26 protein-coding genes and 1 tRNA gene are annotated in these 23,771 nt (G+C 43.4%); 23 read left to right on the forward strand and 4 right to left on the reverse strand.

The features are described 5' to 3' along the window. Window positions 1–100: 100 nt before the first annotated feature. Window positions 101–1,945, reverse strand: coding sequence for an APC family permease (locus tag B7721_RS03605; RefSeq protein ID WP_084877551.1), 1,845 nt, complete (start codon window positions 1,943–1,945; stop codon window positions 101–103). A gap of 151 nt (window positions 1,946–2,096) precedes the next feature. Here B7721_RS03605 and B7721_RS03610 point away from each other — a divergent pair, with 151 nt between their 5' ends. The 12 genes from B7721_RS03610 to pflA all read left to right on the forward strand — a co-directional run bounded on the left by B7721_RS03610 (window position 2,097) and on the right by pflA (window position 13,233). Next, window positions 2,097–2,873 carry a TatD family hydrolase gene (locus tag B7721_RS03610; protein WP_084877552.1) on the forward strand — a complete coding sequence of 259 codons (777 nt, stop codon included), beginning with the start codon at window positions 2,097–2,099 and terminating at the stop codon, window positions 2,871–2,873. Beyond that, the gene (gene rnmV / locus B7721_RS03615; RefSeq protein ID WP_084877554.1) at window positions 2,870–3,433 is read left to right on the forward strand and encodes a ribonuclease M5; all 564 of its coding nucleotides are present in this window, start codon (window positions 2,870–2,872) and stop codon (window positions 3,431–3,433) included. The genes B7721_RS03610 and rnmV overlap by 4 nt, the downstream gene beginning before the upstream one ends. 11 nt (window positions 3,434–3,444) lie before the next feature. Then, complete coding sequence (locus B7721_RS03620) at window positions 3,445–4,296, forward strand: SDR family NAD(P)-dependent oxidoreductase (RefSeq protein ID WP_084877556.1); 852 nt, start codon at window positions 3,445–3,447, stop codon at window positions 4,294–4,296. Window positions 4,297–4,829: 533 nt separating this feature from the next. Beyond that, the gene (gene rsmA / locus B7721_RS03630; RefSeq protein ID WP_084877559.1) at window positions 4,830–5,702 is read left to right on the forward strand and encodes a 16S rRNA (adenine(1518)-N(6)/adenine(1519)-N(6))-dimethyltransferase RsmA; all 873 of its coding nucleotides are present in this window, start codon (window positions 4,830–4,832) and stop codon (window positions 5,700–5,702) included. A gap of 1 nt (window position 5,703) precedes the next feature. Beyond that, window positions 5,704–6,582, forward strand: coding sequence for a ribosome small subunit-dependent GTPase A (gene rsgA / locus B7721_RS03635; RefSeq protein ID WP_084877561.1), 879 nt, complete (start codon window positions 5,704–5,706; stop codon window positions 6,580–6,582). 10 nt (window positions 6,583–6,592) lie between these two features. After that, window positions 6,593–7,249: a ribulose-phosphate 3-epimerase gene (gene rpe, locus B7721_RS03640; protein WP_084877563.1), complete on the forward strand. Its 657-nt coding sequence runs from the start codon at window positions 6,593–6,595 to the stop codon at window positions 7,247–7,249. Continuing rightward, the gene (locus B7721_RS03645; RefSeq protein ID WP_084877564.1) at window positions 7,212–7,874 is read left to right on the forward strand and encodes a thiamine diphosphokinase; all 663 of its coding nucleotides are present in this window, start codon (window positions 7,212–7,214) and stop codon (window positions 7,872–7,874) included. The genes rpe and B7721_RS03645 overlap by 38 nt, the downstream gene beginning before the upstream one ends. Window position 7,875: 1 nt before the next feature. Further along, window positions 7,876–9,132, forward strand: coding sequence for a DNA recombination protein RmuC (gene rmuC / locus B7721_RS03650; protein ID WP_084877565.1), 1,257 nt, complete (start codon window positions 7,876–7,878; stop codon window positions 9,130–9,132). Beyond that, on the forward strand, window positions 9,122–10,063 hold the full coding sequence (locus B7721_RS03655) for a 3'-5' exoribonuclease YhaM family protein (RefSeq protein ID WP_084877567.1): 942 nt from the start codon (window positions 9,122–9,124) through the stop codon (window positions 10,061–10,063). The genes rmuC and B7721_RS03655 overlap by 11 nt, the downstream gene beginning before the upstream one ends. 104 nt (window positions 10,064–10,167) lie before the next feature. Then, window positions 10,168–10,995, forward strand: coding sequence for a pur operon repressor (gene purR / locus B7721_RS03660; RefSeq protein ID WP_002874197.1), 828 nt, complete (start codon window positions 10,168–10,170; stop codon window positions 10,993–10,995). 66 nt (window positions 10,996–11,061) lie between these two features. Continuing rightward, window positions 11,062–12,318: a diaminopimelate decarboxylase gene (locus B7721_RS03665; RefSeq protein ID WP_084877568.1), complete on the forward strand. Its 1,257-nt coding sequence runs from the start codon at window positions 11,062–11,064 to the stop codon at window positions 12,316–12,318. Window positions 12,319–12,438: 120 nt separating this feature from the next. Then, a complete protein-coding gene (pflA, locus tag B7721_RS03670) occupies window positions 12,439–13,233 on the forward strand; it encodes a pyruvate formate-lyase-activating protein (protein ID WP_001288281.1) in 795 nt (264 codons plus the stop codon). A 72-nt stretch (window positions 13,234–13,305) separates the two neighbouring features. Here pflA and yidC read toward each other — a convergent pair whose 3' ends face one another. Together yidC and B7721_RS03680 are read right to left on the reverse strand one after the other, a co-directional pair. Next, window positions 13,306–14,235, reverse strand: coding sequence for a membrane protein insertase YidC (gene yidC, locus B7721_RS03675; protein ID WP_084878851.1), 930 nt, complete (start codon window positions 14,233–14,235; stop codon window positions 13,306–13,308). Between the two features lie 77 nt (window positions 14,236–14,312). Continuing rightward, window positions 14,313–14,591: an acylphosphatase gene (locus B7721_RS03680; protein WP_084877570.1), complete on the reverse strand. Its 279-nt coding sequence runs from the start codon at window positions 14,589–14,591 to the stop codon at window positions 14,313–14,315. 33 nt (window positions 14,592–14,624) lie between these two features. Between B7721_RS03680 and B7721_RS03685 the strand changes: the two genes are divergently transcribed. The 11 genes from B7721_RS03685 (at window position 14,625) to B7721_RS03735 (ending at window position 23,419) form a co-directional block, all read left to right on the forward strand. Further along, on the forward strand, window positions 14,625–15,365 hold the full coding sequence (locus B7721_RS03685) for a TrmH family RNA methyltransferase (RefSeq protein WP_084877571.1): 741 nt from the start codon (window positions 14,625–14,627) through the stop codon (window positions 15,363–15,365). A gap of 54 nt (window positions 15,366–15,419) precedes the next feature. Next, window positions 15,420–16,103, forward strand: coding sequence for a Bax inhibitor-1/YccA family protein (locus B7721_RS03690; RefSeq protein WP_001076870.1), 684 nt, complete (start codon window positions 15,420–15,422; stop codon window positions 16,101–16,103). A gap of 109 nt (window positions 16,104–16,212) precedes the next feature. Further along, window positions 16,213–17,205 carry an aspartate--ammonia ligase gene (gene asnA / locus B7721_RS03695; RefSeq protein ID WP_000747998.1) on the forward strand — a complete coding sequence of 331 codons (993 nt, stop codon included), beginning with the start codon at window positions 16,213–16,215 and terminating at the stop codon, window positions 17,203–17,205. A 64-nt stretch (window positions 17,206–17,269) separates the two neighbouring features. Beyond that, on the forward strand, window positions 17,270–17,809 hold the full coding sequence (rsmD, locus tag B7721_RS03700) for a 16S rRNA (guanine(966)-N(2))-methyltransferase RsmD (RefSeq protein ID WP_000706946.1): 540 nt from the start codon (window positions 17,270–17,272) through the stop codon (window positions 17,807–17,809). After that, window positions 17,799–18,287: a pantetheine-phosphate adenylyltransferase gene (gene coaD / locus B7721_RS03705; protein ID WP_001280716.1), complete on the forward strand. Its 489-nt coding sequence runs from the start codon at window positions 17,799–17,801 to the stop codon at window positions 18,285–18,287. The genes rsmD and coaD overlap by 11 nt, the downstream gene beginning before the upstream one ends. Then, on the forward strand, window positions 18,271–19,308 hold the full coding sequence (locus B7721_RS03710; RefSeq protein ID WP_000730771.1) for a SepM family pheromone-processing serine protease: 1,038 nt from the start codon (window positions 18,271–18,273) through the stop codon (window positions 19,306–19,308). The genes coaD and B7721_RS03710 overlap by 17 nt, the downstream gene beginning before the upstream one ends. 55 nt (window positions 19,309–19,363) lie before the next feature. Continuing rightward, complete coding sequence (locus B7721_RS03715; RefSeq protein WP_002892633.1) at window positions 19,364–19,594, forward strand: DUF1146 family protein; 231 nt, start codon at window positions 19,364–19,366, stop codon at window positions 19,592–19,594. A 23-nt stretch (window positions 19,595–19,617) separates the two neighbouring features. After that, window positions 19,618–20,901 (forward strand): UDP-N-acetylglucosamine 1-carboxyvinyltransferase, encoded by a 1,284-nt coding sequence (gene murA, locus B7721_RS03720; protein ID WP_070534889.1) that lies wholly within the window; start codon window positions 19,618–19,620, stop codon window positions 20,899–20,901. Continuing rightward, entirely contained in the window at window positions 20,888–21,082 is a 195-nt protein-coding gene (locus tag B7721_RS03725; RefSeq protein WP_000739701.1) for a DNA-directed RNA polymerase subunit beta, read from the forward strand. Before murA ends, B7721_RS03725 begins: the two co-directional genes overlap by 14 nt. A 40-nt stretch (window positions 21,083–21,122) precedes the next feature. Further along, entirely contained in the window at window positions 21,123–21,947 is an 825-nt protein-coding gene (locus tag B7721_RS03730) for a DNA/RNA non-specific endonuclease (RefSeq protein WP_084877572.1), read from the forward strand. Window positions 21,948–22,087: 140 nt separating this feature from the next. Continuing rightward, on the forward strand, window positions 22,088–23,419 hold the full coding sequence (locus B7721_RS03735; RefSeq protein WP_061421650.1) for a hemolysin family protein: 1,332 nt from the start codon (window positions 22,088–22,090) through the stop codon (window positions 23,417–23,419). 133 nt (window positions 23,420–23,552) lie between these two features. On the opposite strand, the gene B7721_RS03740 is transcribed toward B7721_RS03735, so the two are convergent. Further along, window positions 23,553–23,623, reverse strand: a tRNA-Cys gene (locus B7721_RS03740). Window positions 23,624–23,771 lie beyond the last annotated feature (148 nt).

Genomic DNA, 23,771 nt, shown 5'->3' on the forward strand with positions numbered 1-23,771 from the left:
GAAATCTTCAATTTCAAATGGAACTCATGGAGGGCTCTTTTAAAAGGTCACATACAAAAAACTCAAAACCAGAGATAAGTTACTGATTTTGAGTTTTTGTTTATTCTTTTAAGTGATAAGAGTAGCTAGCGACAACGACGTCTTCGTGCCATCTGAGAGCGTATTTTAGTTTAAGGCTCATTTGATTGTGCAGGATATTTTGCCAAGGCTTGTTAGGAATAAATTGTGGTACAAGAACTGTAACGGTGTAGTTTTTTTGCTTAGCTTCTTGGGCGATTCGTTTGACATACTTAACGCTAGGGGTGATGATGTCGCGGTAGCTGGTATTGATATTCTTCAGAGTGATATTTGGGAAGTAGTCGGCAAATTCCTGAAGAATTTCTTGGTCTTTTTCTGCCGTTTCTTTAGTAGAAATGTGCATGGCTAACACTTCGTCACCGATACTTTGAGCGTAGTTAATGGCTCCGACACTTACTCGAGTAACATTTCCTACTAGGACAAGAACCAGATTGCCATCGTAGGTACGTTTTTCAATTCCTTCGTAGAGTCGCAGTTGTTTTGCCACTTTTTGGTAATGGCTGTGAATGGACAAAAAGAGGAAGGTTAAGACTAGGATAATTGGGAAGAATGGCCAGATATCACCCAGTCTGAAGAGGAGTAAAATGAGAACGATAGCATAACAAATGATGGCCCCAAGGATATTAGCAAAGGCAGGTTTTAAGAAGTTTGCTCCTTTTTCTTTTTTCCAATGACGAATCATCCCAGTCTGAGAAAGGGCAAAGGGAACGAAGACCCCGATAGTATAAAGAGGAATCAAGCGTTCAGTATTCCCGTTAAAAATGAGAAGAAGGATCATAGCTCCAAAAGCCAGAGTTAAGATACCGTTGGAGTAGCCAAGGCGATCCCCCTTTTCCATAAAGAGATGGGGCATGTACTTGTTTTTAGCCATATTGTAAGCCAGCATAGGGAAGGCTGAAAAGCCAGTATTTGCAGCTACAGCTAGAATCAAGGCTGTTGAGAACTGGAAGAGATAGTAGCTAGCATGACCAAAGAATGAATCCCCAAGAATGCCCTTGGCCATTTGCGAGAGGATGGTTTCTCCATTTTGAGGAGTGATGCCCATCCAGTAGTTTAGGAAGGTGATGCCTGCAAAAAGGAATCCTAAAATCAGCGACATGATGGTCAAGGTCTGAGCAGCATTCTTTTCTTTCGGAGTTTTGAAAAATGGTACTGCATTTGAAATAGCCTCAACCCCTGTCAGAGAGGCAGAACCACTGGTAAAGGCTCTCAATAGGAGAACGATGGAAAGGCTCGGAACAGTTTGTCCAATGGTTGAAGTTGCCTGATAGTTTAGGGAACCTGTAAACAGTTGAAAGACCCCATAAAGCAAGAGAAAGACGGTACTGAAGATAAAGAGGTAGACGGGAATCATCAGAGAGCTGGCAGATTCTTTCAATCCTCTTAAATTCAAGAGCATGAGCAGACAGACTAGGAAAATAGAGATATGAAGATTATAGGGATGGAGGGCAGGGATGGCTGCAGTAATAGCATCAGCTCCAGAAGCGACGGATACGGCTACTGTCAGCATATAGTCAACAAGGAGGCTCCCTCCTGCAATCAAGCCTAGTTCAGGGGAGAGATTTTCCCGAGTGACCATATAAGCCCCACCACCTTGAGGATAGGCGTGAATGATTTGACGATAGGAAATGGTCAAACTAGCGAGAAGTAAGAGGACAAAAATACCGATAGGGAGGCTCCACCAAATGGCGAGAGGAGAGAGACTAACTAAAACGAGAATGACTTGTTCAGGCCCGTAGGCAATAGAAGACAGGGCATCACTGGATAACATTGCAAGTGCCTGCATTTTTCCAAGTAATCCCCCTTCACCATCTGTGAGAGACTTGAGTGGTTGACCGATAAAGGTATATTTTAATTTTCTAAACATTTTCTTTTCCTTTGATGAAAATTTCAATAAGTGTTATTATACTGCTTTGAAAAAATGCAGTCAAGGGAGAATGATTGGTATTAGAATATTTTTACAAGCCGAGGGATGCTATTTTTGGTATAATAGATGGAAGAAAATGAGGTTAGAAGAGATGATTTTTGATACGCACACACATTTAAATGTAGAAGAATTTGCAGGACGTGAGGCAGAAGAAATCGCCTTGGCTGCTGAGATGGGTGTGACACAGATGAATATTGTTGGTTTTGATACACCGACCATTGAGCGAGCCCTAGAATTGACAGATGAGTATGAGCAACTCTACGCAACTATTGGCTGGCACCCGACGGAAGCAGGGACTTACACAGACGAGGTCGAAGCTTACTTGCTTGAAAAACTAAAACATCCCAAGGTTGTTGCCTTGGGGGAGATTGGTCTGGACTATCACTGGATGACAGCATCTAAGGAAGTGCAGGAGCAGGTTTTTCGTCGTCAGATTCAGTTGTCTAAGGACTTGAATTTGCCCTTTGTGGTCCATACTCGTGATGCGCTAGAAGATACTTATGAGATTATCAAGAGCGAGGGTGTTGGTCCTCGAGGTGGGATTATGCATTCATTTTCAGGCTCTTTGGAGTGGGCTGAGAAGTTTGTCGAGCTTGGCATGACAATTTCTTTCTCAGGTGTAGTGACCTTTAAGAAAGCGACGGATATTCAAGAGGCTGCTAGGGAACTTCCTTTGGATAAAATCCTCGTTGAGACAGATGCCCCTTACCTGGCTCCTGTTCCTAAACGTGGCCGTGAAAACAAAACAGCCTACACACGCTATGTGGTGGACTTTATTGCCGATTTACGTGGGATGACGACCGAGGAATTAGCAGCAGCAACGACTGCAAATGCAGAGCGAATTTTTGGATTGGAAAAACAATCATGAAAGAAAAAATTTCCCAAGTCATCGTGGTTGAAGGGCGTGATGATACGGCCAATCTCAAACGTTACTTTGATGTAGAGACCTATGAAACACGAGGTTCTGCCGTTAATGACCAGGATATAGAGCGGATTCGTCGCCTGCATGAATTGCATGGAGTCATTGTCTTTACAGATCCAGATTTTAATGGGGAGCGGATTCGGCGCATGATTATGACGGCCATTCCAACGGTGCAGCATGCCTTTCTCAAGCGAGATGAAGCTGTTCCCAAATCTAAGTCCAAGGGACGTTCTCTGGGAATCGAACACGCCAGCTATGAAGATCTAAAAACAGCGCTGGTTCAGGTGACAGAGCAATTTGAAAACGAGAACGAGTTTGACATCAGTCGTGGTGACTTGATTCGCCTAGGTTTCCTAGCGGGAGCAGACAGTCGTAGACGCCGAGAGTATCTAGGCGAACAGCTCCGCATCGGCTATTCCAATGGAAAACAGCTGCTCAAGCGGTTGGAGTTGTTTGGAGTAACCTTGGCAGAAGTGGAAGAAGTTATGACAAAATATTCAGTTTAAAGGAGTAAAAAATGAAAAAAGTAATTATTACCGGTGGTAACAGTGGTATCGGTTATCAAGCTGCAAGGCAGTTAGCTGAGAAAGGGTGGTCAGTGACCCTATTTTGTAGGCGGCAAGAGGCTGCCGAGCAAGCTTGTGAGGAAATTCGTCAGCAGACAGGAAATCCACATGTAGATTATATCTTGGCTGATTTATCTGATATGAAGAGTGTCAGGAAAGCAGCGGAACAGTATATTCAAAAAGAAGACGTTCTAGACGTTCTAATTAACAATGCAGCTGACTTTGATTTATCAGTCAAAAAGCCCATCCTGACTAAGGATGGATTAGAAAAACAATTTGCGACCAATGTTGTTGCGCCCTTCCTGCTTTCTTTCCTGTTGAAAAGTTTGTTGGAAAAGTCAGAGAGTGGACGGATTATTAATATTTCTTCCCAGGGGCTAGTGCTTTATCCCTTCATGAAACTTGATTTTGAAAATTTAGCTGGTCAAAAACATTACAGTCCTGCTAAGACTTATTATCAGAATAAATTAGCCTTGTTGATGCTGTCGCTTTATATGCGGAAACATTGGAAAGATATTAAAATTCAGGCAATTCGTGTGACCAATGTCAAAGTAGATATGCGCCGCTATAATCACCTCAGCGCTTTTATGAAAAATCTTTATAAAATCAAGTCAAGATTTTCGATTAGTCCTGAAGAAATGGCGAAAGTCTACACAGCCTTATCTACAGAAGACGGATATGACGGTTTTTTGTATGACGAGAAATGCAGGGAAGTAAAAGCAAATAGATCTGCTTACGAAGAAGAAGAGCAGAAAAAACTCTATGCCTTACTTGAGCAATTGACTTTTTCAAACGATGAATGATAAAGATTAAAAAATAGAACAGATTTTACAAGTTGTTTCAATAGTGAGTGAAAATTCCGTATATGGAGTTGTTTGATGTGTTCCTAATGAAAATGGAAGAAGCCAGGATAAGTTAAGGGATGTTAAATAGTTCCTCGTATATATGACGATATATTATAGTTGATTTATTTCTAGGATTATCTATTTTGATAGCATTAAAATAGAAACTTATAAGGACAGATCGAAATGACAATACAAGTTGACAGAGAGTCTATCTGCATGGGGATGATGTTTTTTCTCATCAGATGGACCTTGATATCCCGGAGGATATGACAGTTGAGGAGCTTCGTAGTTTTCTTCAAAAGGATAGATATCTGCCTGGATTGGATACGGAATGGTTTCTTCGACATGGTGGAAAGACAATAACAAGTTATAATACGGAAACAAAAGAACTGACGAATCCAAATGTTTATTTAAAAGACCTGATTCATCAGGGCTCTAGAGGAAATGATTTTGTTTGGATATATCGTCGTTCATATTAGAAAAGAGAATAAATGAGAATTGCAGATTATAGCGTGACCAAGGCAGTGCTGGAGCGTCACGGTTTTACCTTTAAAAAGTCCTTCGGGCAAAATTTCCTGACGGATACTAATATCCTTCAAAAAATCGTGGATACAGCTGAAATTGATGATCAGGTTAATGTCATCGAAATCGGGCCAGGGATTGGTGCCTTGACAGAATTTTTGGCTGAGCGTGCAGCTCAAGTCATGGCATTTGAGATCGACCACCGTTTGGTACCGATTTTGGCAGATACCCTGCGTGATTTTGACAATGTAACAGTAGTCAACGAGGACATTCTAAAGGTTGACTTGGCCCAGCATATCCAGAATTTCAAAAATCCTGACCTGCCAATCAAGGTAGTGGCAAATTTGCCTTACTATATCACGACACCTATTCTCATGCACTTGATTGAAAGTGGCATTCCTTTTAGTGAGTTTGTCGTCATGATGCAGAAAGAAGTGGCAGATCGTATCTCCGCTCAACCTAATACCAAGGCTTACGGTAGTTTGTCGATTGCTGTCCAGTATTACATGACAGCCAAGGTTGCCTTTATCGTACCTCGTACGGTCTTTGTGCCAGCGCCAAACGTGGACTCGGCTATCCTGAAAATGGTACGCCGCCCAGAACCTGCTGTAGTAGTAGAAGATGAGCAGCTCTTCTTTAAGGTTTCCAAGGCTAGTTTCACTCATCGCCGCAAGACCTTGTGGAACAACTTAACAGGCTACTTTGGCAAGACCGAAGAAGTCAAGGATAAGCTGACCAAGGCTTTGGATCAAGCAGGTTTGTCACCAAGTGTACGTGGAGAAGCTCTCAGCTTGGCAGAATTTGCTAGCCTAGCAGATGCGCTCAAAGGACAAGGACTCTAAGATGAAGGGACAAATCATTAAAGCCTTGGCGGGCTTCTACTATGTGGAGAGTGACGGTCAGGTTTATCAAACACGCGCTCGTGGGAATTTCCGTAAAAAAGGTCATACACCCTATGTTGGGGATTGGGTAGATTTTTCTGCGGAGGAAAATTCTGAAGGTTATATTCTCAAGATTCACGAACGAAAAAATAGTCTGGTTCGCCCACCTATTGTCAATATTGACCAAGCTGTGGTGATCATGTCGGCTAAGGAGCCGGATTTTAATAGCAATTTGCTGGATCGCTTCTTGGTTCTCTTGGAACACAAGGGCATCCATCCTGTTGTCTATATTTCTAAAATGGATTTGCTGGAAGATAGCGAAGAATTAAGTTTTTTTCAACAAACCTATCGTGCCATCGGTTACGACTTTGTGACTAGTAAGGAAGAACTCTTGCCACTTTTGACAAACAAGGTGACGGTCTTTATGGGACAGACAGGTGTTGGGAAGTCAACCCTTCTCAATAAAATCGCACCAGACCTCAATCTCGAGACAGGAGAAATTTCAGACAGTCTAGGTCGTGGTCGCCATACCACTCGGGCTGTTAGTTTTTACAACCTCAATGGGGGTAAAATCGCGGACACGCCAGGATTTTCATCTCTGGATTATGAAGTGTCAACAGCAGAAGATCTCAATCAGGCTTTTCCAGAGATTGCTGCTGTCAGTCGAGACTGTAAATTCCGTACCTGTACCCATACCCATGAGCCGTCTTGTGCAGTCAAGCCAGCAGTAGGGGAAGGTATCATTGCGACCTTCCGTTTTGACAATTACCTCCAATTCCTCAGTGAAATTGAAAATCGCAGAGAAACCTATAAAAAAGTCAGCAAAAAAATTCCAAAATAAGGAGAAACCTATGTCTCAATACAAGATTGCTCCGTCAATTCTGGCAGCAGATTATGCCAACTTTGAACGTGAAATCAAACGTCTAGAAGCAACTGGTGCAGAATATGCCCATATCGATATTATGGATGGTCACTTTGTACCACAAATCAGTTTTGGCGCAGGTGTGGTCGAAAGTCTTCGTCCTCATAGCAAGATGGTCTTTGACTGCCACTTGATGGTAGCTAATCCAGAGAATCATTTAGAGGACTTTGCGCGTGCAGGTGCAGATATCATCAGCATTCATGTCGAAGCAACACCTCATATCCATGGCGCTCTCCAAAAGATTCGTTCACTAGGCGTCAAACCATCGGTCGTTATCAATCCTGGTACACCTGTTGAGGCTATCAAATATGTACTTCACCTAGTTGACCAAGTTTTGGTGATGACGGTGAACCCTGGCTTCGGCGGGCAAGCTTTTCTCCCTGAAACCATGGATAAGATTCGTGAGTTGGTTGCCCTTCGTGAGGAAAAAGGCTTGAACTTTGAGATTGAAGTGGATGGTGGGATTGATGACCAAACCATTGCTCAAGCCAAAGAAGCTGGTGCTACAGTTTTTGTAGCGGGATCTTATGTCTTTAAGGGAGATGTCAATGAACGAGTGCAAACGCTCAGAAAACAACTGGACTAGGGTTGCCGTTTTTGCAGGCGGAGACCGTGGTCATTATCGAACGGATTTTGATTGCTTTGTCGGTGTAGATCGAGGCTCGCTCTGGGTCTTGGAAGAAGACCTTCCTCTGGCTCTAGCAGTTGGAGATTTTGATTCTGTCACTGCAGAAGAGCGACAGGTGATTCAAAAAAGTGCCCAGCATTTTGTTCAAGCCCAGCCAGAAAAGGATGATACGGATCTGGAATTGGCTCTCTTAACCGTCTTTGAGCAAAATCCTCAGGCTCAGGTTACTATTTTCGGTGCTTTGGGTGGCCGTATTGACCATATGTTGGCCAATGTTTTTCTACCTAGCAATCCCAAGTTAGCACCCTATATGCGCCAGATAGAAATTGAGGATGGGCAAAATGTGATTAGCTATTGTCCAGAAGGAACCAGTCAGCTTGAACTGCGTTCAGACTATGACTATCTAGCCTTTATGCCAGTTCGGGATAGTCAGTTGACCATTATCGGTGCTAAGTACGAATTGACTGAGGAAAATTTTTTCTTTAAAAAAGTGTACGCTTCTAACGAATATATAGATAGGGAAGTTTCGGTGACTTGCCCAGATGGTTATGTAGTCGTACTGCACAGCAAGGACAGGAGGTAGGATGGAGACTGTATTATTACTATTATTAATTGCCAACCTAGCTGGACTCTTTCTCATTTGGCAAAGGCAGGATAAGCAAGACAAGTACCTAGCCAAGAGCTTGGAGGATCAAGCAGACAATCTTTCAGATCAACTGGATTATCGCTTTGAACAAGCCAGACAAGCCAGCCAGTTAGACCAAAAAGACTTGGAAGTGGCTGTCAGCGATCGTTTGCAAGAAGTGCGAATGGAGTTGCACCAAGGTCTGACGCAAGTCCGTCAAGAAATGACAGATAATCTTTTGCAAACTAAGGATAAGACCGACCAACGTCTCCAAGCACTGCAAGAATCAAATGAGCAACGCTTGGAACAAATGCGCCAAACGGTCGAAGAAAAGCTAGAAAAGACCTTGCAGACGCGCTTGCAGACTTCCTTCGAGACAGTTTCCAAGCAACTGGAGTCTGTCAATCGTGGTCTTGGAGAGATGCAGACAGTTGCCCGTGATGTCGGTGCACTCAACAAGGTTCTCTCTGGAACCAAGACGCGAGGGATTCTGGGCGAATTGCAACTGGGGCAAATCATCGAAGACATCATGACTCCTGCCCAGTACGAACGAGAATTTGCAACGGTTGAAAACTCTAGCGAGCGAGTAGAGTACGCCATCAAGTTACCTGGCCAAGGCGACCAGGAATATGTCTATTTGCCGATTGACTCCAAGTTTCCACTGGCGGATTACTACCGCCTAGAAGAAGCCTATGAAGCAGGCGATAAGGACGAAATCGAACGCTGTCGTAAGTCACTTTTAGCAAGCGTCAAGCGCTTTGCCAAGGATATCAAGAGCAAGTACATAGCGCCACCTCGGACGACCAATTTTGGAGTCTTGTTTGTTCCGACAGAAGGACTTTACTCAGAGATCGTCCGCAATCCGGTCTTCTTTGATGATTTGAGACGGGAGGAGCAGATTATTGTTGCTGGTCCAAGTACCCTATCAGCCCTGCTTAACTCTCTATCAGTTGGCTTCAAGACTCTCAATATCCAAAAGAGTGCCGACCATATCAGCAAGACTCTTGCCAGCGTCAAGACCGAGTTTGGCAAGTTTGGTGGCATTCTGGTCAAAGCACAAAAGCATCTCCAACATGCCTCTGGCAATATTGATGAATTATTAAACCGTCGTACCACAGCTATCGAGCGGACGCTCCGTCACATTGAATTATCAGAAGGTGAGCCTGCGCTTGATCTACTCCATTTCCAAGAAGATGAGGAAGAATATGAAGATTAGTCACATGAAAAAAGATGAGCTGTTTGAAGGTTTTTACCTGATTAAGTCAGCTGACCTAAGACAGACGCGTGCTGGGAAAAATTACCTAGCCTTTACCTTCCAAGACGATAGTGGCGAGATTGAAGGGAAACTCTGGGATGCCCAACCTCATAACGTTGAGACCTTTACCGCTGGGAAAGTCGTCCACATGCAGGGGCGTCGAGAAGTTTACAATAACACTCCTCAAGTCAATCAAATCACGCTTCGTTTACCTCAACCTGGGGAACCCAACGATCCAGCTGACTTCAAGGTTAAATCTCCAGTTGATGTCAAGGAAATCCGTGACTACATGTCGCAAATGATTTTCAAGATTGAAAATCCTGTCTGGCAGCGTATCGTTCGTAGTCTCTACACCAAGTATGATAAGGAATTCTACTCCTATCCAGCTGCCAAGACCAACCACCATGCCTTTGAAACGGGTTTGGCCTATCATACAGCAACCATGGTGCGCTTGGCAGATGCCATTAGTGAGATCTATCCTCAGCTCAACAAGAGCCTCCTCTATGCTGGGATTATGTTGCACGACTTGGCCAAGGTTATTGAGTTGACGGGACCAGACCAGACGGAGTATACAGTACGAGGCAATCTCCTTGGACATATCGCCCTCATCGATAGCGAAATTACCAAGACTGTCATGGAACTAGGCATCGATGATACTAGAGAAGAAGTGGTGCTACTGCGCCATGTCATCCTCAGTCACCATGGCTTACTGGAGTATGGAAGTCCAGTCCGTCCACGCATTATGGAGGCAGAGATTATCCACATGATCGATAATCTCGATGCCAGCATGATGATGATGACAACAGCTCTTGCTTTGGTGGATAAAGGAGAAATGACCAATAAAATCTTCGCTATGGACAATCGTTCCTTCTATAAACCAGATTTAGATTAATAATTTAAGAAAAACGAGCATTTTTTACGCAATAATGTTCGTTTTTTTATGTGAATGTGGTATAATGGATAAAATATCAAAATTAAATGGAATGGTAAATAAAAATGAAATTAAGAAGAAGTGATCGAATGGTTGTCATTTCCAACTATTTGATTAATAATCCATACAAACTAACCAGTCTCAATACCTTTGCGGAAAAGTACGAATCAGCTAAATCATCTATCTCAGAGGACATCGTGATTATCAAGCGTGCTTTTGAAGAAATCGAAATCGGCCATATCCAGACAGTGACTGGAGCAGGTGGTGGCGTTATCTTTACACCATCAATTTCGAGCCATGAAGCCAAAGAAATGATCGCAGACTTGCGTGATAAGCTTTCAGAAAGTGACCGTATCTTGCCAGGTGGCTATATCTACCTGTCTGATTTGCTCAGTACACCTGCCATTTTGAAAAATATTGGTCGTATCATTGCCAAGAGTTTTATGGACCAAAAAATCGATGCGGTTATGACAGTAGCGACTAAGGGTGTTCCGCTTGCAAATGCAGTTGCCAATGTCCTCAATGTTCCATTTGTCATTGTGCGTCGTGATTTGAAAATTACTGAAGGTTCAACTGTCAGCGTAAACTATGTATCAGGATCAAGTGGTGACCGCATTGAAAAAATGTTCCTTTCAAAACGCAGTCTCAAGGCAGGCAGTCGTGTCTTGATTGTGGATGACTTCTTGAAAGGCGGAGGAACTGTCAACGGGATGATTAGTCTCTTGCGTGAGTTTGATTCAGAGTTGGCTGGTGTTGCAGTCTTTGCAGACAATGCCCAAGAAGAACGTGAAAAGCAGTTTGATTACAAGTCACTCTTGAAAGTAACCAATATTGATGTCAAGAACCAATCCATCGATGTCGAGATTGGAAATATCTTTGACGAAGACAAATAAGAGATAGCACTAAAGGTTGGAACGATTGTCCCAGCCTTTCTTTGCAAACAGAATAGAAGGAAGCTTATGAAAACACCATTTATCAGCCGAGAAGATTTGGAAACGATTGTTGCAGAGTTCCCGACTCCCTTTCACTTATATGACGAGAAGGGAATTCGCGAAAAAGCAAGAGCGGTCAACCAAGCTTTTTCCTGGAACGAGGGCTTTAAGGAATATTTTGCAGTCAAGGCTACCCCAACACCAGCCATCTTGAAAATCCTCAAAGAGGAAGGTTGCGGTGTGGACTGTTCTAGTTACGTGGAGCTCTTGATGAGCCATAAGCTGGATTTCCCCGGTTCTGAGATCATGTTCTCATCAAACAATACACCAGACCAAGAGTACGCTTATGCGCGTGAATTAGGTGCAACCATTAACTTGGATGCCTTTGAAGATATTGAACATCTAGAGCGAGCGGCAGGCATTCCAGAAATTATCTCTTGTCGTTACAATCCTGGAGGCGTTTTTGAGCTAGGAACAGACATCATGGACAATCCAGGAGAAGCCAAGTTTGGGATGACCAGGGATCAACTCTTTGAAGCCTTTGCGATTTTGAAGGAAAAAGGAGCCAAGACTTTTGGGATTCACTCTTTCCTAGCATCCAATACCGTGACCCATCTCTACTACCCAGAGTTAGCCCGCCAGCTCTTTGAATTGGCCGTTGAAATCAAGGAAAAGTTGGGCATTTCACTAGACTTTATTAATCTATCTGGCGGAATCGGTGTCAACTATCGCCCAGACCAGGAACCAAATGATATTGCGATGATTGGTGAAGGGGTGCGTAAGGTGTATGAAGAAGTCCTTACGCCAGTAGGTCTTGGTCAGGTCAAGATTTTTACCGAATTGGGACGTTTTATGCTGGCACCCCACGGAGTTCTCGTCACAAAAGTCACTCATAAGAAAAAAACCTACCGTACCTATCTAGGTGTGGATGCATCAGCAGTCAACCTCATTCGCCCAGCCATGTATGGAGCTTACCACCATGTCACCAATCTGACCCATCCAGACGGACCAGTTGAGGTGGTAGATGTGGTCGGTTCACTCTGCGAAAACAATGATAAATTTGCAGTGAATCGCGAATTACCTCATACAGAAATCGGTGATTTGCTGGTGATTCATGATACAGGTGCACATGGATTCTCCATGGGTTATCAGTACAATGCCAAACTACGCTCGGCAGAAATCCTCTATACTGAAGAAGGCAAAGCCCGCCAAATCCGCCGTGCAGAGCGCCCTGAGGACTATTTCGCAACCTTATATGGTTTTGATTTTGAACCAGATTACTAAAAGGGAATGAAAATGAAAGTGAAAAACAGATTGCTTTCTAAAAAATAGACAAAAAACCTTGTTTTTCATCTCACTCGTGATATAATAAAACTATAAAACGGTTTCAAGGAAGGTGACGATATGTCTGAAGAAACAATTGACTATGGGCAAGTGACAGGAATGGTGCATTCGACAGAGAGTTTTGGGGCGGTAGATGGCCCTGGGATTCGGTTTATTGTCTTTTTGCAGGGCTGTCACATGCGTTGCCAGTACTGTCATAACCCCGATACATGGGCTATGGAGACCAATAAATCACGCGAGCGGACAGTAGACGATGTCTTGACAGAAGCTCTTCGCTACCGTGGTTTCTGGGGAGACAAGGGAGGAATCACTGTTAGTGGTGGAGAAGCCCTCTTACAGATTGATTTCCTAATTGCCCTCTTTACCAAGGCCAAGGAAAAAGGAATCCACTGTACCTTGGATACCTGTGCCCTTCCATTCCGTAACAAACCACGTTATCTCGAAAAGTTTAATAAACTCATGGCAGTGACAGACTTGGTTCTCCTGGATATCAAGGAAATCAACGAAGAACAGCATAAGATTGTCACAAGCCAAACCAATAAAAATATCTTGGCTTGTGCTCAGTACCTATCAGATATCGGGAAGCCTGTTTGGATTCGCCACGTGCTGGTTCCAGGATTGACAGATAGAGATGAGGATTTGATCGAACTTGGTAAGTTTGTCAAGACCCTCAAAAACGTTGACAAGTTTGAAATCCTACCTTATCATACGATGGGAGAATTCAAGTGGCGTGAACTTGGGATTCCTTATTCGCTTGAAGGGGTCAAACCTCCAACAGCAGACCGTGTCAAGAATGCCAAGGAATTGATGGATACAGAAAGTTACCAAGACTACATGAAACGTGTTCATGGATAAAAAAGAAGCCTGATGGAGACATCGGGCTTTTGTGATGCATAAAAAGCCTAGCCTTTCAGCTAAGCTTTTTTCTTACTTTCTAGAATGTTGTTTTCCAGCATTGCGTTTTTTATGTTTCTTATTGGTCATGATCGCAGTTGCTTGGTTTGGAGTGACATCTTTGCGTCCGCCTCCAGTTGAAAATGAACTTGCTTTTAGTGGATTTTTGGCAAATTCTTCACGAACTTTTTTGCGAAGTTTTGGACGAACAACATAGTTAACGATGAACTGTTGGAGAATCATCATGAAACCACCGACAACCCAGTAAAGCGTCACACTGGCTGGTGAGAAGAAGGAGAAGACGACAATCATGAGAGGGCTCATGTAGATCATTTTCTTAAGTTGCTCTCTTTGCATCTCGTCTTCTACTCCATGAAGCGAGAGGATTGATTGGAGATAGTAGAGGATACCAGCAAAGGCTACGAGGATCATACTTGGTGAACCAAGATCGATACCCAAGAAGGTAGAGCTAGCTACCCCTTCAGTGAGCTGGGCTGCAAAGTAGATAGCAGAGAAGAATGGCATTTGAATGAGGATAGGGAAGCAACCTACACCACCTAACATGCTAATACCGTGTTCTTTCTGAGCAGCAAAGAGAGCTTGTTGAGCCTCAAGTTTTTCTTCCTGAGTTGTTGCCTCTTTGAGACGTGTTTGGTGTGGTTCGAGTACGTGTTTGAGGGCGTTCATCTTTTCAGAGTGAAGTGTCGCCTTCCATGATTGGTAGATACCAAGTGGCAAGATAATCAAGCGCACGATAATGGTTACGATAATGATAGCGACCCCGAAGCCTAGTCCTTTATCAGTAGCGAAGTACTTGATAGCTTCTCCCATCGGAGCACCCAAGAAATCCCAAACGGGACCAACTGGCTTACCTGTTGCTTTGTCTACTTGGACACAGCCTGTCAAGACGAGTAGCATAGCCACTCCCATAGCAGAGAGGGCAAAACGTTTAATAGATTTCAATGTTTTCATTCCTTCTTTAAAAATTGTACCTTTCTATTCTACTGTTTTTTTGTAAAATATACAATAGTTCTGGAGACCTAATTTGCAACTTTGAAGTCTGAATAGGGTGAAAAGTTGCTCATCTGCACATCCAGATAGGTGACTTTTGAAAAGGGCGTTGGGCCTTTACGGATTTCTTGGATAAATTTTGCCATAGTGGCAGAGGAGTCTGCTTGAGCAAGAATTTCCACTGTGCCATCGTCGTTATTCCAGACACGACCGGTGATGCCACCGATTTCAAGAGCTAAAGTATAAACACCCCAACGAAAACCAACACCCTGCACCCTGCCTTGGGCAATCATTCTAACCTTTTGCATACTAAACCCCTTTGATTGTGTTATAATGTTTCTATGACTATTATAACCTCAAAAGCCAATTCAGTGGTAAAAAATGCCAAGAAATTGCATCAAAAAAAATATCGAAAGTCTACCTATTTGATTGAAGGTTGGCACTTATTTGAAGAAGCTGTTCAAGCAGGAGTGAGGATTGAGAAGATTTTTGCTCTGGAAAGTTACCGAAATCAGTTAGCTAATTTTCCTCAAACTATCTGGGTTTCAGAGGAGATTTTGCTGGATTTGGCAGATACGCAAACTCCTCAAGGGATTGTTGCAGTTATTCAGAAAGAAGAAGTGGGACTGCCTGATTTTAGTCAGGGGAAGTTTCTATTTTTAGAAGACGTCCAAGATCCTGGTAATGTGGGCACCATGATTCGGACTGCGGATGCTGCAGGTTTTACAGGGGTTATTGTTTCAGATAAGTCAGCAGATATCTACAGTCTCAAGACCCTGCGTTCCATGCAAGGAAGTCATTTTCACTTGCCCATCTATCGTATGCCAGTTGCCGCTTTTGTAGAAGGGGCAAAGAAGAGTAACTTGCCCATTCTGGCAACGACTTTATCGAGAGATTCCAAGGATTATCGTGAGCTTTCTTCCCTAGAAAACTTTGCTTTAGTCATGGGAAATGAAGGACAGGGGATTAGTTCTGTCATGGCTGAGAGTGCTGATCAGCTGGTTCATATAGGCATGAAAGGCCGAGCAGAAAGTCTCAATGTGGCAGTTGCAGCAGGCATTTTGATGTTTTATTTTAGCTAATTTATAAAATCTTTGTTATAATCAAGACATATTTATAGAAAAAGGAGAATCAGAATGAATCAAACGATTATTCAAGAACGTTCAGGTCTCAATCAATTTTACGCTAAGGTTTATGCTTTTGTAGGACTTGGGATTGGTCTATCGGCTCTCGTGTCAGCTTTGATGTTGACGGTCTTTCAGTCCCAATTGGTCTACTTTTTAATGCATGGCCGTCTCTGGTTGATGATTGCAACTTTTGCAGAACTTGCTCTAGTCTTTGTTGCAAGTAGTATGGCTGCAAAAAATAGCCCAGCAGCTCTCCCAGTATTTTTAGTTTATTCTGTTTTAAATGGATTTACGCTCAGTTTTGTCGTAGCCTTCTATACACCTGGGACCGTCTTATCAGCCTTTGTATCCAGCGCCCTTCTCTTCTTTGTCATGGCGGCAATCGGAATTTTCACTAAGAAAGATTTGAGTGGAATGGGACGAGCTTTGATGGCAGCGCTTGTTGGTCTCATCATTGCCATGGTTGTGAATCTATTTTTAGCCAATAGTTTCTTTGACTACATGATTAGTATTGCCATGGTCTTGGTCTTCTCAGGTTTGATTGCTTGGGACAACCAAAAGATTCGCTATGTTTACGAGCAGTCGCGAGGACAAGTAGCGACAGGTTGGGTCATCTCGATGGCTCTCAGTATCTATCTAGACTTTATCAACCTCTTCCTTAGCATCTTACGTATCTTTGGTCGAAACGATTAATGAATGTCAGAGTCAGTGTTCAAAAGAGCACTGACTTTTTCTTATTTACTCTTTTCTTTTCTTGGAAATAGGTGTATAATGCTTTTAACTAATTTTTGAGGAGCTGTTTATGAAGAAAAGTTTTATTCATCAACAAGAAGAAATTTCCTTTGTCAAAAACACTTTTACCCAGTATTTGAAAGATAAGTTAGAAGTTGTTGAAGTTCAAGGTCCTATCTTGAGCAAGGTCGGAGATGGGATGCAGGACAACCTGTCAGGTGTCGAAAATCCAGTATCCGTCAAGGTTTTGCAGATTCCAGATGAAACCTATGAAGTCGTTCACTCACTTGCCAAATGGAAACGCCACACCTTGGCTCGCTTTGGTTTTGGTGAAGGTGAAGGTCTGTTTGTTCATATGAAGGCCCTTCGTCCAGACGAAGATTCGCTCGACGCGACCCACTCAGTTTATGTGGACCAGTGGGATTGGGAGAAGGTTATCCCAAATGGTCAACGCAATATCGCCTATCTCAAGGAAACTGTTGAGAAGATTTACAAGGCTATTCGTCTGACAGAGCTGGCCGTAGAAGCACGCTACGATATCGAATCCATCTTGCCAAAACAAATCACCTTTATCCATACAGAAGAGTTGGTGGAACGCTATCCAGATCTAACACCAAAAGAGCGTGAAAATGCGATCTGTAAAGAGTTTGGTGCAGTTTTCTTGATTGGTATCGGTGGCGAGTTGCCTGATGGAAAACCTCATGACGGCCGCGCACCTGACTATGATGACTGGACAACAGAGTCTGAAAATGGCTACAAAGGGTTAAATGGGGATATTCTAGTTTGGAACGAATCTCTTGGTTGTGCCTTTGAACTTTCCTCAATGGGGATTCGGGTAGATGAGGACACCCTTCGCCGCCAAGTGGCTCTTACAGGAGACGAAGATCGTCTGGAGTTGGAATGGCATAAAGCCCTGCTTAACGGCCTTTTCCCACTGACAATTGGTGGAGGTATCGGACAGTCTCGTATGGCCATGTTCCTTCTTCGTAAGAAACACATCGGAGAGGTTCAGACCAGTGTTTGGCCTCAAGAAGTTCGCGATACGTACGAAAATATTTTGTAGAGAATCGAACCGGAAGGTTCGGTTTTCTTTCTCTTTTTGCCTATAATTTGGTATAATAAACGGTATGAAAATTGTATCAGGAATCTACGGAGGGCGTCCCCTCAAGACGCTAGAAGGCAAGACGACGAGGCCGACATCAGATAAGGTGCGTGGAGCTATCTTTAACATGATAGGTCCCTATTTTGAGGGCGGTCGTGTCTTGGATCTCTATGCTGGCAGTGGTGGTTTATCCATTGAGGCAGTCTCGCGTGGGATGTCCCATGCTGTCTTAGTGGAACGGGATCGAAAGGCGCAAGCTATCATCGCTGAAAACATCCAAATGACCAAGGAAGTTTCCAAATTTCAGCTCTTAAAGATGGAGGCTGAACGGGCCTTGGAGCAAGTGAATGGTCCCTTTGACCTGGTTTTTTTAGACCCTCCCTATGCCAAGGAACAAATCGTTGCAGATATCGAAAAAATGGCAGAAAGAAACCTTTTCTCCGAAGAGGTCATGGTTGTCTGTGAAACCGATAAGTCTGTAGAACTTCCAGAAGAAATCGCCTGCTTAGGCATCTGGAAGGAAAAAATATATGGGATTAGTAAGGTGACAGTCTATGTCAGATAAAATTGGATTATTTACAGGTTCATTTGATCCGATGACAAATGGACATCTGGATATCATTGAACGTGCCAGCAAACTCTTTGATAAGCTCTATGTCGGGGTGTTCTACAATCCCCACAAACAAGGCTTTCTCCCTGTTGAAAATCGCAAACGGGCAGTCGAAAAAGCGGTGGCGCATTTAGATAATGTAGAGGTGCAGGCTTCTCATGACCAACTAGTCGTCGATGTTGCAAGAAGACTGGGTGCTAAGACCCTTGTCCGTGGCTTGCGAAATACCACCGACTTGCAATACGAGTCTAGTTTTGATTACTACAATCATCAACTGGCTCCAGAAATCGAAACCATTTACCTATATAGCCGCCCAGAGCATCTTTATATTAGCTCTTCGGCCGTGAGAGAACTTCTGAAGTTTGGTCAGGAGATTCAGCAATATGTCCCAAACAGTGTTGTGGAGGAATTAGAACATGAAGAAAAAAACTAGATGGCCCTTATATGTCATCCTAGCACTAGTATTGACTTTTTTAGCCTTTGTAGTACCTTTACCTTACTACATAGAAGTTCCGGGTGGAGCGGAGGATATCCGTCGCGTTTTGAAAGTCAATGAAACAGAAGATACAGAAGCAGGAGCTTACCAGTTTGTGACAGTTGGGATTCGACACGCAACCCTATCGCATCTTGTCTATGCTTGGTTAACACCTTTCACAGATATTAGAAGCGCCAAGGAGACTACGGGTGGTTCTACGGATGCGGAGTTTATGCGGATCAATCAGTTCTATATGCAAACTTCTCAAAACATGGCCAAGTATCAAGGATTGAAGACCGCTGGTAAGGATATTGAACTCAAGTATCTGGGAGTTTATGTCTTGACCGTGACGGACAATTCAACTTTTAAGGGCATTCTGAACATTGCAGACACCGTGACGGCTGTTAATGACAAAACATTTGACAGTTCAAAAGACTTGGTCGACTATGTCAATTCTCAACAATTAGGGGATAGGGTCAAGGTAACCTATGAAGAAGACGGAAAAGTCAAGTCTGCTGAAGGTAAAATTATCACTCTCGAAAACGGGAAAAACGGTATTGGGATTGGTCTGATTGACCGTACGGAAGTGACCAGTGATGTTCCGATTCGTTTTTCAACAGCTGGTATCGGCGGGCCAAGCGCCGGTCTCATGTTTAGCCTAGCTATTTACACCCAGATAGCAGATCCAGGTCTTCGTAATGGCCGCATCGTTGCGGGAACGGGAACTATTGATCGCGATGGAAATGTTGGCGACATCGGTGGAATTGACAAAAAAGTAGTTGCAGCCTCTCGTCAGGGAGCCAACATCTTTTTTGCTCCTGACAATCCAGTCACCGAGGAAGCAAAAAAAGCAGATCCCAATGCGAAAAGCAACTATGAAACAGCCTTAGAAGCTGCTAAAACGATCAAAACAGAGATGAAAATCGTTCCCGTTAAGACATTGCAGGATGCAATTGATTACCTTAAAAACAATCCCTAATTCGTAGAAAAATTGAAAACTAGCGCGCAAGCGGATAAGATGGTATAATAGTCAAATGGTTCAATTATTATTCACTCTAAGTAGTCATATACTCTTTATTTATTTGAGTTTTTACCTTTTGAAGGATCTTGTGAGATGGGAAAAGGTTTTAAAAGTGACCGCTACTAACACAAAAAAAGTTCGTTTGTTGGTAGGCTTCTTTAGTATTGTGATGGGCTACATCTTGAGTTCATTCTTTATCAGTTTGTACCAACTGTGGCAAGAAGCACTTAGAGGACTATTATAAAATCAAAAGTAAAGGAAACAACTATGGAAAAAATTGTGGTTCAAGGCGGAGATAATCGTCTGGTCGGGAGTGTGACGATCGAGGGAGCAAAGAATGCAGTCTTGCCCTTGTTGGCAGCGACTATTCTAGCAAGCAAGGGTAAGACAGTCTTGCAGAACGTCCCAATCTTGTCAGATGTTTTCACCATGAATCAAGTGGTTCGAGGTCTGAATGCCAAGGTGGACTTTGATGAGGAAGCTCATGTTGTCGAGGTTGATGCGACTGTTGATATCACGGAGGAAGCTCCATACAAGTATGTCAGCAAGATGCGGGCATCCATCGTTGTCTTGGGACCAATCCTTGCTCGTGTAGGCCATGCCAAAGTTTCTATGCCAGGGGGATGTACCATCGGGAGTCGTCCGATCGACCTCCACCTCAAAGGTTTGGAAGCTATGGGGGCAAAGATTACCCAGACAGCTGGTTACATCGAAGCCAAGGCAGAACGCCTGCATGGCGCTCATATCTACATGGACTTCCCAAGTGTTGGCGCAACACAAAACCTCATGATGGCGGCAACTCTAGCTGACGGTGTGACAGTGATAGAAAATGCTGCGCGTGAGCCGGAAATTGTTGACCTCGCTATTCTCCTTAATGAAATGGGAGCCAAGGTCAAGGGAGCTGGTACCGAAACAATCACAGTGACTGGTGTTGAGGAACTCCATGGTGCGACCCACAATGTCGTGCAGGATCGTATCGAAGCTGGAACCTTTATGGTAGCGGCAGCTATGACCGGTGGCGATGTTCTCGTTCGTGATGCCGTCTGGGAACACAATCGCCCCTTGATTTCAAAACTACTTGAAATGGGTGTTGAAGTGACAGAGGAGTCAGAAGGTATCCGTGTTCGTTCTCAACTGGAAAATCTAAAGGCTGTTCATGTAAAAACCTTACCACATCCAGGATTCCCAACAGATATGCAGGCACAATTTACAGCTCTAATGACAGTTGCAAAAGGGGAATCCACCATGGTGGAAACGGTGTTTGAGAATCGCTTCCAACACTTAGAGGAAATGAGACGTATGGGCTTGCATTCAGAGATTATCCGTGACACAGCTCGTATTGTTGGGGGACAGGCTTTACAGGGGGCAGAAGTTCTATCAACGGACCTTCGCGCTAGTGCTGCTTTGATTTTGACAGGTCTGGTGGCACAGGGAGAAACAGTTGTTGGTAAGTTAGTCCACCTTGATAGAGGTTACTACCGTTTCCATGAGAAATTGGCTCAGCTAGGAGCGAAGATTCAGCGAATCGAGGCAAATGATGAAGAAGAATAAAAACTTACGCTATGTACTCCGTCGCTTACTGTTGATTTTTATCGTACTATTGCTAGGCTTTCTGGCTTTAGGAATCGGCTTGATGGTTGGTTATGGCATCCTGGGAAAGGGACAGGATCCATGGGCAATCTTGTCTCCAGCAAAGTGGCAGGAATTGATTAGCAAATTTACAGGAAATTAGACTGGGAGACCAGTCTTTTTCTAAAGAAATAAGGAGAAAAATGGACAAAAAAACAAGACAAGCTCTGATAGGGTTACTTCTATTCTTACTCTTGGCTGCTGGAAGCTACTACATCAAGCAGATGCAGTCAGCGCCAAACACCCCTAGAACCAAGGTTAGTCAGAAAAAACAAGCTTCAGAAGCACCCAGTCAGGAGTTGGCAGAAAGTGTCTTAACTGAGTCAATCAAAAACCAAATCAAAGGGGAGCTCGAGTGGAATGGAGCAGGGGCCTTCATTGTCAATGGCAATAAAACCAATCTAGATGCCAAGGTTTCTAGCAAACCCTATGCGGATAATAAAACAAAGACAGTTGGAAAAGAAACAGTCCCGACTGTTGCCAATGCCATCTTATCCAAAACGACTCGGCAGTATAAAAATCGTGAAGAAACAGGCAACGGCTCAACCTCCTGGACGCCACCAGGATGGCATCAGGTCAAGAATCTAAAGGGAGCCTATACACATGCAGTCGATAGAGGACACCTGCTGGGTTATGCCTTGATAGGTGGTTTGGATGGTTTTGATGCCTCTACCAGCAATCCCAAGAACATTGCAGTCCAGACAGCTTGGGCCAATCAAGCTCAGGCTGAGGATTCTACAGGTCAGAACTACTATGAGAGTTTGGTCAGAAAAGCCTTGGACCAAAATAAGAGGGTCCGTTATCGCGTGACGCTCCACTATGCGACAAATGAGGACCTAGTTCCATCCGCTTCACAAATCGAAGCCAAGTCTTCGGATGGCGAATTGGAGTTCAACGTCCTGATTCCAAATGTTCAAAAGGGTATCCAACTTGATTACCGAACAGGTCAGGTCACGGTGACAAACTAGAGCCAATCTATTAAAGGAATAAAAATTGCTCCCTTGTCCGTCGTTGATAAGGGAGCAATTGTATAAATTAGAAAATAATGTGATTCCTAGGCCGATTTATGATATAATGGAACACAAGATACTATTTTAGGAGAAGGACTATGGAAGACCCGAGCAGTCAGAATTTGTTGCTACAGTTTGTATTGTTATTTATCTTGACCCTGTTAAATGCTTTTTTCTCAGCCACTGAAATGGCGATGGTGTCACTAAACCGTTCCCGAGTGGAGCAAAAGGCAGAAGAGGGAGACAAACGTTACATTCGTTTGTTAAAGGTACTTGAAAATCCTAACCACTTTTTATCAACCATTCAAGTCGGTATCACCTTGATCACGATCTTATCAGGGGCAAAATTGGCAGATACACTTGGACAAGTAATTGCCTCTTGGATGGGGAATGGAGAAACAACTTATGCCATTGCAAGTTTCCTCTCTTTGGCATTCTTGACCTACATCTCTATTGTTTTTGGTGAACTCTATCCTAAACGGATTGCCCTTAATCTAAAAGATGCCTTAGCCATTCGCTCTGTTCCGATTATCATTGGACTTGGGAAGATTGTCAGTCCCTTTGTCTGGTTGTTATCTGCTTCAACTAATCTCTTGAGTCGTTTAACGCCAATGACCTTTGATGATGCGGATGAAAAAATGACTCGAGATGAAATTGAGTACATGTTGACCAAAAGTGAGGAAACTTTGGATGCGGACGAAATCGAGATGTTACAAGGGATCTTCTCTCTAGATGAGCTGATGGCGAGAGAAGTCATGGTTCCTCGGACAGATGCCTTTATGGTGGATATTCAGGATGATAGTCAAACCATTATCCAAAGTATTCTAAAGCAAAATTTCTCACGTATCCCTGTTTATGATGGGGATAAGGACAATGTGATTGGTTTGATTCATACCAAGCGTTTACTAAACGCTGCCTATGCAGATGGCTTTGAAAATATTGTCTGGAAGAAGATCTTACAAGATCCACTCTTTGTTCCTGAAACTATTTTTGTGGATGACTTGCTAAAAGAATTGCGAAATACCCAAAGACAAATGGCCATTTTGCTCGATGAATATGGTGGTATGGCTGGACTGGTCACACTGGAAGACCTGCTGGAGGAGATTGTCGGAGAAATCGACGACGAGACAGACCGAGCAGAAATCGAAGTCCATCAAATCGGTGAGGACACCTATATTGCACAGGGAACCATGAATCTTAACGACTTCAATAACTACTTTGGTGTCGAACTAGAAAGCGATGATGTGGATACCATCGCCGGTTATTATTTGACGGGTGTTGGTACGATTCCAACAACTGAGAAAATCAGTTACCAACTGGTCAGTCAAAACAAGCAAATCGTCCTGACCAACGATAAGGTGAAAAATGGACGTGTTACCAAGGTAAAAGTTCAAATCACAGAACTAGAACCTGAAGAAGAAACAGAATAAAGCAGTGACTTGAGTCACTGCTTTTTGTAAATCAATATGGTAGATACAGTTATTCCTAATAGATAGGGATAACAAAAAAGCCCGATTTTTCAGGCTTTCTGTCTCGTTGAATTCTGATAAAACAGATGATATAAGGCGGTAGACGGATTTGAACCGACGATCAAGCTTTTGCAGAGCCGTGCCTTACCACTTGGCTATACCGCCTCAACGTTTATTATTATACCTTGAAAATCATTTCCCGTCAATAGTTTCTTATTCTAAAATCCAATTTAGGAAAACAGATGATGATCGAAGAAGTGAGAAAAAGCTTTTAAAAATCCCGTTCTAAAGAGGGTCGGACTAGAAAGTATTT

The organism is Streptococcus oralis subsp. oralis, from assembly GCF_002096445.1.
Lineage (GTDB): Bacteria > Bacillota > Bacilli > Lactobacillales > Streptococcaceae > Streptococcus > Streptococcus oralis_N.

Bases quoted from the DNA above. Each gene is read 5' to 3' on its own strand.
- B7721_RS03690 (WP_001076870.1), top strand. From the start codon at position 15,420: ATGAATCAAACGATTATTCAAGAACGTTCAGGTCTCAATCAATTTTAC.
- B7721_RS03680 (WP_084877570.1), bottom strand. From the start codon at position 14,591: ATGCAAAAGGTTAGAATGATTGCCCAAGGCAGGGTGCAGGGTGTTGGT.
- rsgA (WP_084877561.1), top strand. From the start codon at position 5,704: ATGAAGGGACAAATCATTAAAGCCTTGGCGGGCTTCTACTATGTGGAG.
- asnA (WP_000747998.1), top strand. From the start codon at position 16,213: ATGAAGAAAAGTTTTATTCATCAACAAGAAGAAATTTCCTTTGTCAAA.
- B7721_RS03665 (WP_084877568.1), top strand. From the start codon at position 11,062: ATGAAAACACCATTTATCAGCCGAGAAGATTTGGAAACGATTGTTGCA.
- rsmA (WP_084877559.1), top strand. From the start codon at position 4,830: ATGAGAATTGCAGATTATAGCGTGACCAAGGCAGTGCTGGAGCGTCAC.
- murA (WP_070534889.1), top strand. From the start codon at position 19,618: ATGGAAAAAATTGTGGTTCAAGGCGGAGATAATCGTCTGGTCGGGAGT.
- rpe (WP_084877563.1), top strand. From the start codon at position 6,593: ATGTCTCAATACAAGATTGCTCCGTCAATTCTGGCAGCAGATTATGCC.
- coaD (WP_001280716.1), top strand. From the start codon at position 17,799: ATGTCAGATAAAATTGGATTATTTACAGGTTCATTTGATCCGATGACA.
- B7721_RS03710 (WP_000730771.1), top strand. From the start codon at position 18,271: ATGAAGAAAAAAACTAGATGGCCCTTATATGTCATCCTAGCACTAGTA.
- B7721_RS03605 (WP_084877551.1), bottom strand. From the start codon at position 1,945: ATGTTTAGAAAATTAAAATATACCTTTATCGGTCAACCACTCAAGTCT.
- B7721_RS03715 (WP_002892633.1), top strand. From the start codon at position 19,364: ATGGTTCAATTATTATTCACTCTAAGTAGTCATATACTCTTTATTTAT.
- B7721_RS03730 (WP_084877572.1), top strand. From the start codon at position 21,123: ATGGACAAAAAAACAAGACAAGCTCTGATAGGGTTACTTCTATTCTTA.
- pflA (WP_001288281.1), top strand. From the start codon at position 12,439: ATGTCTGAAGAAACAATTGACTATGGGCAAGTGACAGGAATGGTGCAT.
- B7721_RS03620 (WP_084877556.1), top strand. From the start codon at position 3,445: ATGAAAAAAGTAATTATTACCGGTGGTAACAGTGGTATCGGTTATCAA.
- B7721_RS03735 (WP_061421650.1), top strand. From the start codon at position 22,088: ATGGAAGACCCGAGCAGTCAGAATTTGTTGCTACAGTTTGTATTGTTA.
- B7721_RS03725 (WP_000739701.1), top strand. From the start codon at position 20,888: ATGAAGAAGAATAAAAACTTACGCTATGTACTCCGTCGCTTACTGTTG.
- rmuC (WP_084877565.1), top strand. From the start codon at position 7,876: ATGGAGACTGTATTATTACTATTATTAATTGCCAACCTAGCTGGACTC.
- B7721_RS03610 (WP_084877552.1), top strand. From the start codon at position 2,097: ATGATTTTTGATACGCACACACATTTAAATGTAGAAGAATTTGCAGGA.
- B7721_RS03645 (WP_084877564.1), top strand. From the start codon at position 7,212: ATGAACGAGTGCAAACGCTCAGAAAACAACTGGACTAGGGTTGCCGTT.
- purR (WP_002874197.1), top strand. From the start codon at position 10,168: ATGAAATTAAGAAGAAGTGATCGAATGGTTGTCATTTCCAACTATTTG.
- rnmV (WP_084877554.1), top strand. From the start codon at position 2,870: ATGAAAGAAAAAATTTCCCAAGTCATCGTGGTTGAAGGGCGTGATGAT.
- rsmD (WP_000706946.1), top strand. From the start codon at position 17,270: ATGAAAATTGTATCAGGAATCTACGGAGGGCGTCCCCTCAAGACGCTA.
- B7721_RS03655 (WP_084877567.1), top strand. From the start codon at position 9,122: ATGAAGATTAGTCACATGAAAAAAGATGAGCTGTTTGAAGGTTTTTAC.
- B7721_RS03685 (WP_084877571.1), top strand. From the start codon at position 14,625: ATGACTATTATAACCTCAAAAGCCAATTCAGTGGTAAAAAATGCCAAG.